Here is a 12887-nt window from a genome sequence, read left to right as displayed (position 1 = left end):
TGGAGAAGCAAACATGAACGCACTCAACGGTAAAATCGCCCTGGTAACGGGCGGCACATCGGGCATTGGTCTGGCATCCGCGCAAGAGTTGGCGGCACAAGGCGCTCGCGTCTTTATTACCGGTCGTCGTCAGGTGGAACTTGATGCGGCAGTAACCCGCATCGGTGCCAGCGCAACGGGTATTCGCGCTGACGCTTCGGTACTGACCGACCTCGACAACGTTTACGCAGAGATTGCGCAACAAGCGGGCCGCCTCGACATCCTGTTCGCCAACGCCGGTGGCGGCGACATGTTGCCGCTCGGCGCCATCACCGAAGAACATTTTGACCGCATCTTTGGTACCAACGTGCGCGGCGTGCTGTTTACCGTGCAGAAAGCCTTGCCGCTGCTGAGCGACAACGCCTCAGTGATCCTCACCTCTTCCACCACCTCGGTGCAGGGCACCGCCGGATTCAGCGTGTACAGCGCCAGCAAAGCCGCGGTGCGTAACTTTGCCCGCTCGTGGGCGCTGGACGTGAAAGATCGCGGTATTCGCGTCAATGTGGTCAGTCCCGGCCCGGTGCGTACGCCAGGGTTAGGCGGTTTAGTACCTGAAGAACAGCGTCAGGGATTGTTTGATGCGCTGGCAGCGCAGGTACCGTTGGGTCGTCTTGGCGAACCCGACGAAATTGGCAAAGTTGTGGCGTTTCTGGCGTCTGATGCATCCAGCTTTATCAATGCCGCCGAACTGTTTGTTGATGGCGGCATGGCGCAGGTGTGATGACAACCAGAGCCTGTAAGGTCACCATGAATGGCGACCCTACGTTTACAGCGCTGGGTTTTCGTAGGGTGCGCATTCATGCGCACCTGCATCATCAGGCAATTCTTTGCTTCAGTGAGCAGCATTACACCATGAATGGCGACCACTTTCTTAAGCCGCGCTGGGATCCGCTTCCACATACAAATACCCGATGCCCAATACCTGACGGGCACGATCCAACTGGCCAAAATGCACATGAGTGCCTTTGCTTTTCAGCGCATCACGCGGATCGAAGGGATTCACATCAATCTGGCGCACGATGGTGTTTAGCCACGCTTCACCAAACGTGCAGCTACGACCGTATAACCAAATTTGATTAATATTCAGCGTGTTGAGAAAATTGTACAAACTCACACCAATCGCCTCGGCCGCTTGCTGTGCCCACGCCACAATCCAGGGTTCACCCGCTTGCCACGCCGCCAGTAACTGCTTACTGCTGGGCTGCGGTGCATCCGGCACGCGCAGATGCGCGGCCTGCTTTAACGCACTCAGCGACGCCAGCGTTTCCAGACATCCCTGGCGTCCGCAGCTACAGCGCTGCCCGTGTGGTTCAATGAGGGTATGGCCAATTTGTCCGCTGCCATAAAGATTACCGCGAAAGATCTCACCGTTGATCACGAAGGATGAACCGATGCCGTAATCCACGTTAATCACGCAGAATTCGCTGAGAACATTGCGATTAAGCCACTTCTCCGCCAGCGCCAGCATCACGCAGTCGTTATCAACACGCACCTCAATCGCAAGCTTCTCTTCAAGTAAAAATTTCAGCTGCAGCGGGGTTTTCCACGCCGCTTGCGGCATATGCTGCGACACCCCGGTCACCGGATCCACCTGGCCATGCACCGCCAGCGCCAGATTGATGCGCCGTTTCGGCCACTGTTTGCAGGTTTGCCGCCACACCGCTTCAATCTCGTTCAGCAGATCCTGCGGCGTTGCCGCGTTGATGGTGATCTGCTGATAGTCGCCCTGCGCCACCAGCTGCGCATCAGCCAGTTGAAGCTCAATGCTGGTCGGTTTAATGCATAAACATAAGGTCCAGGCACCTTCAGCAGGCAGTTGAAAGCTGCCGTTGCTGTGGCCGCGCGCGCTCATCAATACAGCGCTTTTTTGCAGTTTTTTTTCGTCCAGCAGCGCCTGCAAAATTTTACTGGTGGCAGGAATGGTCAAGCCGCTCAGGAGCGCCAATTGCGCTTTACTGAGCTGTTTATGGCGCCACATTAGCGCCATAAACAACGCCTTATTGTGTTTTCGCACCTGGTAATTATTCAAACCAACCTGCTTCATATTCACTCCAGCGCAACACGCCATACACGTTTACTAAACAGAGTTTACTGTCTTTTGTGATGATCACGCCATCCCGGCAACTTGCCTTGCTCTAAAGTTCATCCCCATCCCTATAACAACAAACCATCGCGACCTCTTAGAGAACCTTAAAATGACAACATCATCGACTCAACATCCGTGGCTGATTCGCCTCGGCATTCCCCCGGCGCTGGCGTGGGGCTACGTAGCCGTTCTGCTGTTTATGATTGGCGACGGCGTGGAATCCAACTATCTGGCACCTTATCTGCACGAAAATGGCTTCTCCCTCAATATCGCGGCGGCGGTGATTGCCTTTTACGGCGTTACGGTCACGCTCGGCTCGTGGCTGGCGGGTTCGCTCTCCACGTTGATTGGCCCGCGCAAAGTAATGCTGGCGGGCGGCGTTATCTGGATTGTGTTCGAAGTGCTGTTCCTTGCCATTGCGCTGCCATCCCACAGCGTATTGCTGTTGGCGTTGACCTACGGCCTGCGCGGCGTGGCGTATCCAATGTTTGCGTATGCATTTTTAGTGTGGATTCAGGCGGCGGCGCCTGCGGATATGCGCGGCTCGGCTACCGGTTGGTTCTGGCTGGCGTTTACCGGCGGCCTGCCTACGCTGGGATCGCTCGTGGCGATCTTCTCGATAAAATTGATTGGCGAGTACGCCACCTTCTGGCTTTCGCTGGGGCTGGTGGCGCTGGGAATGCTGGTGATGGTGATCGCGCTGAAGGAGCGCAGCGGATATCAGTCGCTGCTGGATGAACAGCAACGTCAGCAAAGCGTGGCACGTACGCTGATGGGCGGCATTGATATTCTGTGGCGTGAACCGCGCATTACGGCCGCTGCGGTAGTACGCATCATCAACACCACGCCCTACTTTGGTTTCTTTATTTTCCTGCCGGGCTTTTTCACCGAGCAGATCGGCTTTACGCAAACCGAATATCTCAGCCTGATCACCATTATGGGTTTAGTCGGCATGAGTTTTAACCCGATTGTTGGCAAGCTCAGCGATCGCCTCGGGTGGCGCAAAGTGTTGACGGTATTTGGCGGACTCGGCTCCGGCATCTCCATGTTGCTGATGTACTTCGTGCCGCAGTGGAGCCACGGCAGCTTTGTGCTCAGCGTGATCTGTGCCTGTTTATATGGCATCACCTTATGCGGCTATGTTCCGGCTGCCGCCCTGTTCTCTTCCCTGTGCCAGCCGAAAGATAAAGGCAATGCGATGGCGATTTACTGTTTCGCCGCCGGACTTTCCACCTTTTTCGGCCCGGCGCTGTACGGCGCTTTCAACGCGCTGTTTGGCACATCGGGCGTGATTTGGGGCTACGCCGCCTTGTATTTGATCAGCGCCATCGTCTCCTGGTGTTTCCTGCTCAGCCCACTCGATCCCGGCGAGCAGCATAATCCCGAGGCGCAGCGTCTGCGCCGTTTAGATTCCGTTGCTTCAGAGTAAAGAGAGAACCATGAAAGAGTTTGATTACATTGTGGTAGGCGGCGGCAGCGCCGGTTGTATTGTCGCCGCCAGGTTAGTCACGCAGGGTAACGCGCGCGTCTTGCTGCTGGAAGCCGGACGCGATGAGTATCATCCGGTATTAAAAATGCCGGCGGGATACATGAAATTCCTCGCCAGCGATAAGTTTCTCACTCTGCATCAAACCGAGCCGCAGCCGCAGCTGAATGGGCGCGGCGTGATTGTGCCGCAGGCGAAAGTGCTGGGCGGCGGCTCAACGGTGAATGCCATGGTGTATATGCGTGGGCATCGCCAGGATTATGCCGACTGGAACCGCGCGCTCGGCAATCGGGGCATCGACTGGTCGTGGGATGCGCTGCTGCCGCACTTCACCGCCATCGAAGATAACGATCACCTTGGCGCGCCCCATCACGGCGTGGGCGGACCGATGAAGGTGTCGCATCTCGGTCACTTTAGCCCGCTGAGTCGCGCCTACGTCAAAACCCTGCAAGGCATGGGCATTCCCTACACGCCGGACTTCAATACCGGCAATCCCTATGGCGTCGGTTTTATGCAGCACACCATTAACGGACAAACGCGCCAGCGCTGCAGCGTGGTGGATGCCTTTATCACGCCGCTGCGCGAGGATCAACGCTTGACCATTGCCACCGGCGCACAGGTTGAGGAAATTTTGTTCGAGGGCGCGAGCGCCGTCGGCGTGCGCTATACCCAGGACGGACATCCGCAACATGCCCGTGCGCGCCAGGAGGTGATCCTCGCCGCCGGAGCCTATCAAACGCCGAAATTGTTGATGCTCTCCGGCATCGGCCCGCAGCAGCAGCTGAAACAACATGGCATCACGCTGCGCCAGCATTTGCCCGGCGTTGGTAAGAACTTGCAGGATCACTACGAAGTGCCGGTGGTGGCCAGCACCAACGGCGAATTTGGCTATTACGGCCAGGATCGCGGCTGGCCAATGGTGAAAGCCGGATTGCAATATATGTTGTTCAAAACCGGCCCGGTCACCACCACCGGCGTGGAAACCTGTGCCTTTTTCGATCCGCTCGATTTCAGCGCCACGCCAACCATCCAGATGTTCTGCGTGCCCACGGTTTATCTTGATCGCGACGTGATGGGTGCCGATCCCGGCCACGGCGTAACCGTTAACTCGCTGCTGCTGCGGCCAAAAGCCACCGGCGAAGTGACGCTGCGCGACGCCAGTGCCAGCAGCTTGCCGCGGGTGGATACGCAAATCTTTGGTCATCCTGACGACCTCGCTCGCACCATCGCCGGTTTCCGTTTTGCGCGCAAGGTGATTGCCGCCGCGCCGATTAGCGCTATGGTGCAACATGAGATCTTCCCCGGCGCGGAAATCACCTCGGATGCGACTATCGCTGAGCACTGCAAACGCATGGTGAAAACCGGCTACCACCCGGTCGGCACCTGCCGCATGGGTCACGATGACGATCCTTTGGCGGTGCTGCATGATGATTTGCGCGTGCGCGGTGTCAACCGGCTGCGCGTGGTAGATGCTTCCATGATGCCCAACATTATTAGCGGCAACACCAACGCCATCGTAATGGCGGTGGCGCATCGCGCTGCTGAGCTGCTTTTGCAGACCCAGGTTGCCGAACAGAAGGAGCCGGTTTATGAGTGAAAAATTAATGCGACTGCAAGCTGCCCTCGCCGACTGGCAGCTTGACGGTGTGCTACTCACGCGGCGCGATAACGTTGCCTGGCTGACCGAAGGTGCCAGTTATTATGTGGTCGAGCGCGCCGAAACCGGCGTGGCCAGCTTGCTTATTACCGCGGACAAGGTGTTGCTGCTCGCGCCAGAAAATGAGCTGCCGCGCATTCTTGCTGAAGAGCCGCTGCCGTTTGCCTGCGAAACGCAACGCTATCCGTGGTTTCGATCGCTAAATAGCGTGTTGCCACAGGGCCAGTTCGGCAGCGATATGCCGCCTGGCGAAACGGCAGATATTCAGCAACGGCTGGTGGCGCTACGACAGGGCTTAAATGCTCATGAACAGCTGCGCTATAAAGTCCTGGGCCGTGAAGCCGCACAGATTGTCGAAGGTGTGGCGCGCCAGTTAAAAGCGGGCATAACCGAATGGCAAGTGGAGGCGGAGATCGTCGCCGCCTGCCTGGCGCGCGGCATTCGTCCAATGTGCACCTTAGTGGCCGCCGACGAGCGCATCGCCGCTTTTAAGCATCCGGTGCCGACGCCGAAAAAACTGCACCAGCAGATGCTGATTACGCTGGGCGCGGAACGGCATGGATTGCACGTCAGCCTGACGCGCCTGGTGCATCTCGGTGAAATGCATCCCACACTGCGCCAACGACATCACAGGTTGTGCCAAATCCATGCCGATATGTTGATTGCTACGCAGCCGGGCCAGAGCTGGTCTGCGGTTTTCCAGCAAATTACCCATGCGTATCAGCAACACGGCGAGGCGGATGCGTGGCGCGATCACCACCAGGGTGGTCCAGCCGGTTACGGCTGCCGGGACTGGATCGTCACGCCGGAAACCCCGGGCGAGGTACGCAGCGACATTGCCGTGGCGTGGAATCCCACGTTGCGCGGCGTAAAAAGTGAAGACACCTATTTGCTCAGCCCGGCGGGATGCGAAGCGCTAACGCGCAGTGACGAATGGCCGCTGATTAGCGTGCAGCGTGGCGAGCGTACGCTGCATTTCCCCGACTGGCTGGTGTTGCCGGCATCTTCATAAGGAAGCGAACATGTCATTACGACTGCACAATAAAACCGCGATTATCACCGGCGCAGGCAGCGGCATTGGCCGCGCGATTGCCCAACTCTTTACGCAGCAAGGTGCGCGGGTCGCGCTGTTCGACCTGGCGAGTGAAACCACTGGCGCACTGGCAGAGGCATTACAGCAGCAAAGCGGGCAGCGCTGCCTCGCTTGCGCCGCCGACGTCACGCAGCCTGATCAGGTACAACGTGCGGTCATCGCGGCACAAGACGCACTTGGCCCAATTGATATTCTGATTAACTGCGCGGGTGTTAATGTGTTTCGCGATCCGCTGGCGCTGGAAGATGACGAGTGGCAGCGCTGCATGGAGGTGAATCTCAAGGGGCCGTACAACCTGATCCGTAGCGTGCTGCCGGGGATGCTGGCGCGCCAGTATGGCAACATTGTTAATGTGGCCTCGGTGCATGGCCATAAAATCATTCCCGGCGCGTTCCCCTATCCGGTGGCTAAGCATGGTTTGATCGGTATGACGCGCTCGCTGGGCGTGGAATACGCCAGCCAGGGCATTCGCATTAATAGCATTTCACCGGGATTGATCATGACGCCCGCCGCAGAAGCCTGGCTGGCAAGCTGCGCGGACCCACAAGTCGAGCGCGAACGCCAGGCGGCGTTGCTGCCCTGCAAACGCATCGGTGAACCGGCTGAAGTGGCCTACACTGCGCTGTTTCTCGCCTCCGATGAAGCGCGATTTATCAATGCCACCGATATTCTGGTCGATGGGGGGCGCAGCCAGGTTTATCACGATTAATAAAGTGGACAGCATGGTGCTGGAATGCCATACAGTTGAGCGCGAGATTTCTTTTACGCAGATTGTGTAGCGGCGCGATTCATCGCGCAATAAATTGCTTATTTGTACAGGTGCGCATGAATGCGCACCCTACGAAAACCCAGCTCTGTAAACGTAGGGTCGCCATCTATGGTGACCGATTCGCGCTTAACTGACGAGCATAACGTAATAAATTGCGCCGTCACAACAGATGCGCCACTTGATAATCAGGAGCTTACTAAAGATGTCTGAGAATCCCACCATCGCTCTAATTGGCCCGGGCGCGATTGGCACCACCATCGCCGCAGCCCTGCATGAAGTTGGACGCACGCCGATCATTTGTGGTCGTACCGCGCATCCGCAGCTGGCGTTGCGCCATGACAGCGGCACTATCATTGTTCCCGGCCCGGTGCTGACCAATCCTGCCGAGATCGCAAAGCCGTTTGATCTGGTGTTTGTGGCGGTGAAAACCACCCAGGTTGAGGACACCGCGCCCTGGCTGGCCGCGTTGTGTGATGAGAATACTGTGGTGTGCGCATTGCAGAATGGCGTGGAGCAGAAAACCCAACTTGCGCCCTATGTGAACGGGGCCAGCGTGCTGCCTTCGGTGGTGTGGTTCCCAGCCCAGCGTGAACCGGATGCATCGGTGTGGCTACGCGAAAAACCGCGCCTGACGTTGCCCGATACGCCGCACGCCGCACGGGTAGTTAACGCCCTGCGCGACACGCGCTGCGCGGTCGATCTCTCCGCCGATTTTCTCACTATCGCCTGGCGCAAGCTGCTGCAAAACGCAGTAGCCGGTTTGATGGTGCTGGCGAATCGTCGCGCGGGTATGTTTCAGCGCGACGATATTACCGCACTGGCACTGGCCTATTTGCAGGAATGCCTGACGGTAGCGCGCGCCGAAGGTGCCGCGCTGAGCGATGACGTGCCGCAGGAGATTATCGATCGTTTTCACCGCGCACCCGCCGATTTAGGCACTTCAATTCTTGCCGATCGCCAGGCCGATCGCCCGCTGGAGTGGGACATTCGTAACGGCGTGGTGCAGCGTTATGGTCGGGCGCGCGGCATTCCTACACCGATTAGCGATGTGATCGTGCCGCTGCTGGCGGCGGGCAGCGAAGGTCCGGGTTGAATTAAAAACGCCACGCCGCGTACAGCGCGCCGCTCATCTGGCTTTTTTCTTCGGTGATCGGGCTGTCGGCGGCGTGGTTTTCCAGATGCTGCGCATTTATGCGTGCACCGATCAGCCACGCTGGCGTCAGCGTATACTCCAATCCTGCTTCCCAACCAACCTTTTCCAAACCGGCCCCGGCAGCGTAGCGCGCCAAACCGCTGCGTGCCGATTGCCTTGCCGTAATGCCGTATTGCGTCTGCATATAATCGCTGTCGGCCCAACTCAGGTTCGGGCCGGTATACAAACGCAGGCTTTCGGTCGGACGCCATTGCACATGCGCGTATGAGGCGAGTTTAAAGCCCTGCTTATTGCCGCCCACATCCTGCGTTATAATCATGCCGCCTTTGAAAAAGGCATTTTCATAAATTGCTGAAGTGAAGGCGCGTGGCGTGACATCAATGTCGCCCAGCCCATGAAGAAGGGGATCGTCGGATTCCTGGCGTGGTGAAATGTTGGTTCCCACACCCAGCGAAAAAGCCCAGCCACCGGTTTTGGCCACATCCCAACCGAAAGCGACCAAATCATCCACGCCGCCAACAAACAGCGGACCGTATTGTAGTTTAAGCGCCGGCACAACATCAGTTTTGCTGTCTTTAGCACCGGAATACTTCGGTTTCACACCTACGCCGCCGCCGATAAAGCCGGAGAATGCATTTTGGGCGTCGTCAGCGATAACTGGGAACGTGGCAGGCGATAACAATAAAAATAGCGCGAGAGGTTGAGCCAGGTTGGAACGCATCGACATCTTCCTTTATGAACACAGTGATGATTCCATTGCACCAGCCTTGTGTAACGCCTGTTTTTACCTCGGGTAAAGTTATGTAACAGCCAGCGGTAAACGCACGCAAAACCGGGCGCCGCCGCCCGCTCGGTTTTGCACCTCAATGCTGCCACCATGATGTTCAGTAATCGAACGGACTAAAGCCAATCCTAAGCCCGATCCGTGAGTGCCGTGCGCGAGGCGATAAAACGGCTGGAAAATACGATCTATCTCATCCGGCGGAATGCCAGGCCCACGATCCTGCACCGCCAGCGTAAAGTGACGATCTGCCGCATGCTTCAGCACCACACAAATCTCTGGCCCGGCGTAGCGCAGCGCGTTCTCAATCAGATTACGCAACAAGCGCCGAATAAGCCGCGCGTCGACCTGCGCCACCACATGCTCAGCCTGTAACGCAATGTGCACTGCAGCGCACTCTTCCGCCGCGATCGCCGTGATATCAGCGACGTGAAAGTCGCCGCTGATGGCGCTGGTCGCCATTTCCAGCCGACTCAACGTCAGGATCTCTTCCACCAGCGCATCCAGCTCGCCAACGCTGCGTTGTAGCTCACGCCGCGTTGGCGAGTCGTCTGGCGCCAGTAATGCCGCCGCCATCTGGATGCGCATTAGCGGTGATCGAAGTTCGTGTGAGGCATTGGCCAGCATGGTTTTTTGCGACTGCACTAACTGCTCAATCTGCGTGGCGGAGCGATTAAAGCTGGCGGCCAGTTGCGCCACCTCATCACGCCCGCCGACCCTGACGCGGGCGCTAAGATTGCCGCTGCCAAGCGATTCCACGCTCTGCTGCAGCGACTCGAGCCGCGCGGTTAAACGTCGAATCACCGGGAAGGAAATGAGCGCCACGCTGGCCGCCAATCCCAGCATCAGCAAAATAAACAGCCACGGGCGCTTCTGTTGATCGCTACTCAATTGCATGACCAGCACACGCTTATCCTTGAGCTGCCAGACAAAGCGCATGCCGTACCAGTCATCTTCGAGTTGACCAAAGGCTGCAGGTTGGGGAAATTCCAGTGGCGGATGAAGCGGACGGCTAAGCCGTTCGCCATTGGCGGCAAACAGGGCAAAGCGTGTGTGGGCGCGCGCCATCCAACGATCTATCGCGGCCGTTTGTACGCTACGAGATGCATCGACAGGCGGTAAGTTCTGCTCCACCAGTTCAGAAAAGGTGGCAAACGCGTTGAGATGACGATTGTCGTCATTGTTCCACAGCCACAGCAAGATGGTGCAGATCACCACAATTAACAACGCGCAGCTGAAGGCGAAAAAAATTTGCAGATGTAAAGGGAAGTCAGCGAGGCGCTTCATGCGGTGGGTAACGCCGAGAAGAGATAACCCACGCCGCGCACCGTGATGATGCGTTTCGGCGCGCGGGGATCGTCCTCAATAAGCTGGCGGATACGGCCAATATGTACATCAATCGCCCGGTCAAAACTGTCGTAGGTTTCGCCGCGCACCGATTGCCAGATCTGCTCGCGATTTAGCACCCGTCCGGCGTGTCGTGCCAGCGAGACCAGCACATCAAACTGTAATGAGGTCAATGAACACACTTGCTGATTGAGCAGCACGGTACGCGCGGCTGTATCAATTTCCAACGGGCCAGAACGTATAACGTTGTCGTTTTTTGCCATGCCGCCGGGTTTGATGCGCCGCAGCACCGCACGCATACGCGCCAGCAGTTCACGCGGCTCGAATGGCTTTGGCAGATAATCATCCGCCCCCACCTCTAATCCGATGATGCGATCTGCCGGATCGCCGCGGCCGGTTACCATAATAATCGCCGGTTCATTGTGACATTGAAGACGAATCTCGCGGCACAACGCTAATCCATCTGCATCACCCAGCATCAAATCCAGCAGCACCACATCAAATTCACGCTGCTTCATTTTCCACTGCGCGTCCCGCGCACTGGCGCTGTGTACCACGCTGAATTCGTACTGCGCCAGATAAGGCACGATCATGTGGGCAAGCCGGTGATCATCCTCAATTAACAGAACGGAGGTCATGAGATTTTTTCCAGAGAGAAAGGTTTCGCAGATAGGTTAGAGACAGTGTTAGAGGGTAATTAGTTTCGCCCTGTTGCCACACACTTAAAGAGGGCAACATCGTAGCGGCGCAATGTATTGCGCGATAAATCACGCCGCTACGGAATGTGCGATCGTTGAATCCAGTGCATCGTGGGATTTATGACCACAGGCAGCAGTGTTTTATGTCGCAAACTTGCGCTGCGCTAAAATCTTTACTAGGGTTTGCGCTTCTTCTGCCTCTTATAGCTTTCTTTTCCATTCATGAAAATACGGCTGCGAAAGCTATAAGATCGCGCCATTTTTTCACTTGGGGAATTTATGAGCACAGGAACGGATACAACCAAACCCGCCACATCCAGTGGTTTAACCGTTGATGACATCACCGTTATCGACAATAAGTTACTCAAGCGCGCGGTCGGTGCCGCTGCATTGGGTAATGCCATGGAGTGGTTTGATTTTGGCGTATACAGCTATCTCGCTGTCATCATCGGACAGGTATTTTTTGCCGATGCCAGCGCGGCCGCACAGTTGATTGCCTCGTTCGGTACCTTCGCCGCTGCGTTTTTAGTCCGCCCCATTGGCGGGTTGGTCTTCGGCCCGCTCGGCGACCGCATTGGTCGCCAGAAAGTGTTGGCGATCACCATGATCATGATGTCGATTGGTACCTTCTGCATTGGCCTGATTCCAAGCTATGCCAGCATTGGTATCGCCGCACCGATTCTGCTGTTTGCCGCGCGCTTGCTGCAGGGTTTCTCCACCGGCGGGGAATATGGCGGCGCAGCCACCTTTATCGCGGAATACTCCACCGATAAGCGCCGCGGCTTTATGGGCAGTTTCCTTGAGTTCGGTACGCTGGGCGGCTATCTGCTGGGTGCCAGCCTGGTCACGGCAATGATTGCCTTCTTACCGCATCAAACCATGATGGATTGGGGCTGGCGCGTGCCGTTCTTCCTCGCTGCCCCGTTGGGTCTGTTCGGCTTGTATATCCGTTTGAAGCTGGAAGAGACACCGGCGTTTAAAGATCACATGGATAAGCGCGAGGAGATGGAGCACAACAAGCCGCGTTTAAGCGTGTGGCAGATGCTGCGCGATCAGCGTAAACCGCTGCTGAAATGTATTGGTTTGGTGCTGTTGTTCAACGTCTCCAATTATATGCTCACCGCCTATATGCCGAGCTATTTAACCGGCGTGCTGGGGATGAGCGAATTATCCGGCTTGATGTTGGTGATGGTGATTATGTTTATCATGATGCCTCTGACCTTAATGTGGGGTCATTTGACTGACCGCATTGGTCGTCGCCCGGTGATTGGTTTAGGTGCGTTGGGCTTAATTTTGCTCGCGATCCCGAGTTATATGCTGATTGGCTCCGGCAATATGCTGCTGGTCTTTGCCGGTCTGGCAATCCTCGGCTTATTACATACCTGCTTCAGCGGCACCATGCCAGCAACGTTACCGGCGCTGTTTGTCACCGATATTCGTTACAGCGCATTGGCAATTGGTTTTAATTTATCGGTTTCGCTGTTTGGTGGCACCACGCCACTGATTACCGCATGGCTGGTGGATAGCACGCACAATAATCTGATGCCTGCGTATTACATGATCGGCGCCGGAATCATTGGCTTGTTGACGGTATTAACCCTGAGCGAAACGGCGCGTAAACCGCTGAAAGGCTCATCGCCTGCGGTTGCGAGCGAGGCAGAAGCGCATCGCTTGATCGATAAACTGCGCAAGCGTAAGTCAAAGCACAAACCGGCTTAATTTGCTACTTGTGTAATCTGTGGTCGCCATCAATGGTGACCCTACGCCATTTCTGTAAG

Annotated in this window: 11 protein-coding genes; 7 read left to right on the top strand and 4 right to left on the bottom strand. The window is 56.6% G+C overall.

Annotated features, from left to right (window positions below):
* The first annotated feature begins 13 nt into the window (after positions 1-13).
* A complete protein-coding gene (locus AC6I8K_RS19790; protein WP_497827375.1) occupies positions 14-760 on the top strand; it encodes an SDR family NAD(P)-dependent oxidoreductase in 747 nt (248 codons plus the stop codon).
* Between the two features lie 150 nt (positions 761-910).
* Here the strand turns inward: AC6I8K_RS19790 and AC6I8K_RS19785 are convergent, their stop codons facing one another.
* Entirely contained in the window at positions 911-2083 is a 1173-nt protein-coding gene (locus AC6I8K_RS19785; RefSeq protein ID WP_497827374.1) for an ROK family protein, read from the bottom strand.
* A gap of 151 nt (positions 2084-2234) precedes the next feature.
* Between AC6I8K_RS19785 and AC6I8K_RS19780 the strand changes: the two genes are divergently transcribed.
* The 5 genes from AC6I8K_RS19780 to AC6I8K_RS19760 all read left to right on the top strand — a co-directional run bounded on the left by AC6I8K_RS19780 (position 2235) and on the right by AC6I8K_RS19760 (position 8223).
* Positions 2235-3554, top strand: a complete 1320-nt coding sequence (locus AC6I8K_RS19780) for an MFS transporter (RefSeq protein ID WP_497827373.1) — start codon at positions 2235-2237, stop codon at positions 3552-3554.
* A gap of 10 nt (positions 3555-3564) precedes the next feature.
* Positions 3565-5208: a GMC family oxidoreductase gene (locus AC6I8K_RS19775; protein WP_497827372.1), complete on the top strand. Its 1644-nt coding sequence runs from the start codon at positions 3565-3567 to the stop codon at positions 5206-5208.
* A complete protein-coding gene (locus AC6I8K_RS19770) occupies positions 5201-6280 on the top strand; it encodes a M24 family metallopeptidase (protein WP_497827371.1) in 1080 nt (359 codons plus the stop codon). The genes AC6I8K_RS19775 and AC6I8K_RS19770 overlap by 8 nt, the downstream gene beginning before the upstream one ends.
* 10 nt (positions 6281-6290) lie before the next feature.
* A complete protein-coding gene (locus tag AC6I8K_RS19765) occupies positions 6291-7070 on the top strand; it encodes an SDR family oxidoreductase (protein ID WP_497827370.1) in 780 nt (259 codons plus the stop codon).
* A gap of 262 nt (positions 7071-7332) precedes the next feature.
* Positions 7333-8223, top strand: coding sequence for an oxidoreductase (locus tag AC6I8K_RS19760; RefSeq protein ID WP_497827369.1), 891 nt, complete (start codon positions 7333-7335; stop codon positions 8221-8223).
* 1 nt (position 8224) lies between these two features.
* Here AC6I8K_RS19760 and AC6I8K_RS19755 read toward each other — a convergent pair whose 3' ends face one another.
* The 3 genes from AC6I8K_RS19755 to AC6I8K_RS19745 form a co-directional block, all read right to left on the bottom strand.
* A complete protein-coding gene (locus AC6I8K_RS19755) occupies positions 8225-9004 on the bottom strand; it encodes a MipA/OmpV family protein (protein ID WP_497827368.1) in 780 nt (259 codons plus the stop codon).
* Between the two features lie 78 nt (positions 9005-9082).
* Complete coding sequence (locus tag AC6I8K_RS19750; protein WP_497827367.1) at positions 9083-10351, bottom strand: sensor histidine kinase; 1269 nt, start codon at positions 10349-10351, stop codon at positions 9083-9085.
* On the bottom strand, positions 10348-11049 hold the full coding sequence (locus tag AC6I8K_RS19745; RefSeq protein WP_483818022.1) for a response regulator: 702 nt from the start codon (positions 11047-11049) through the stop codon (positions 10348-10350). Before AC6I8K_RS19745 ends, AC6I8K_RS19750 begins: the two co-directional genes overlap by 4 nt.
* A gap of 339 nt (positions 11050-11388) precedes the next feature.
* Here AC6I8K_RS19745 and proP point away from each other — a divergent pair, with 339 nt between their 5' ends.
* Positions 11389-12828, top strand: coding sequence for a glycine betaine/L-proline transporter ProP (proP, locus tag AC6I8K_RS19740; protein ID WP_064740199.1), 1440 nt, complete (start codon positions 11389-11391; stop codon positions 12826-12828).
* Positions 12829-12887 lie beyond the last annotated feature (59 nt).

It is taken from the genome of Pantoea sp. X-Soil-ISGK-421 (genome assembly GCF_059730785.1).
Note: the sequence above shows the minus strand (reverse complement) of the source record. Positions and strands in the feature narration are given on the sequence as shown.

Excerpts from the sequence above, each read along its gene's own strand:
- AC6I8K_RS19790 (WP_497827375.1), top strand. The coding sequence starts at position 14 with ATGAACGCACTCAACGGTAAAATCGCCCTGGTAACGGGCGGCACATCG.
- AC6I8K_RS19785 (WP_497827374.1), bottom strand. The coding sequence starts at position 2,083 with ATGAAGCAGGTTGGTTTGAATAATTACCAGGTGCGAAAACACAATAAG.
- AC6I8K_RS19780 (WP_497827373.1), top strand. The coding sequence starts at position 2,235 with ATGACAACATCATCGACTCAACATCCGTGGCTGATTCGCCTCGGCATT.
- AC6I8K_RS19775 (WP_497827372.1), top strand. The coding sequence starts at position 3,565 with ATGAAAGAGTTTGATTACATTGTGGTAGGCGGCGGCAGCGCCGGTTGT.
- AC6I8K_RS19770 (WP_497827371.1), top strand. The coding sequence starts at position 5,201 with ATGAGTGAAAAATTAATGCGACTGCAAGCTGCCCTCGCCGACTGGCAG.
- AC6I8K_RS19765 (WP_497827370.1), top strand. The coding sequence starts at position 6,291 with ATGTCATTACGACTGCACAATAAAACCGCGATTATCACCGGCGCAGGC.
- AC6I8K_RS19760 (WP_497827369.1), top strand. The coding sequence starts at position 7,333 with ATGTCTGAGAATCCCACCATCGCTCTAATTGGCCCGGGCGCGATTGGC.
- AC6I8K_RS19755 (WP_497827368.1), bottom strand. The coding sequence starts at position 9,004 with ATGCGTTCCAACCTGGCTCAACCTCTCGCGCTATTTTTATTGTTATCG.
- AC6I8K_RS19750 (WP_497827367.1), bottom strand. The coding sequence starts at position 10,351 with ATGAAGCGCCTCGCTGACTTCCCTTTACATCTGCAAATTTTTTTCGCC.
- AC6I8K_RS19745 (WP_483818022.1), bottom strand. The coding sequence starts at position 11,049 with ATGACCTCCGTTCTGTTAATTGAGGATGATCACCGGCTTGCCCACATG.
- proP (WP_064740199.1), top strand. The coding sequence starts at position 11,389 with ATGAGCACAGGAACGGATACAACCAAACCCGCCACATCCAGTGGTTTA.